Annotated in this window: 1 pseudogene; it reads left to right on the top strand. The window is 50.8% G+C overall.

The features are described from left to right. Positions 1 to 242: pseudogene (locus KVT11_RS20450) on the top strand (leucyl aminopeptidase); the annotation flags it as partial.

The raw sequence follows: 242 nt of genomic DNA, 5'->3' as shown, positions 1-242 counted from the left end.
CGTCCAGAGCAGAATGTCATTGCGGTCATCGCCTCAACAGAAAATATGGTCTCAGCAGATGCGATGAAGCCAGATGACGTCATTGTTTCACTTAGCGGCAAAACAATCGAAGTGCTTAACACGGGTGCAGAAGGCCGTCTTGTTTTAGCAGATGGTGTGACCTATGCGAAGCTGCATGGCGCCTCTGTGGTTGTGGGTGTTGCGTCATTAACAGGCGGGGTGATTGTGGCACTTGGGAATGA

This window comes from Bacillus sp. GbtcB10 (assembly GCF_019091365.1).
Classification (GTDB): domain Bacteria; phylum Bacillota; class Bacilli; order Bacillales; family Bacillaceae; genus Bacillus; species Bacillus altitudinis.
The sequence above is the reverse complement of the archived record's forward strand: the minus strand, read 5'-3'. Positions and strand labels throughout refer to the sequence as shown.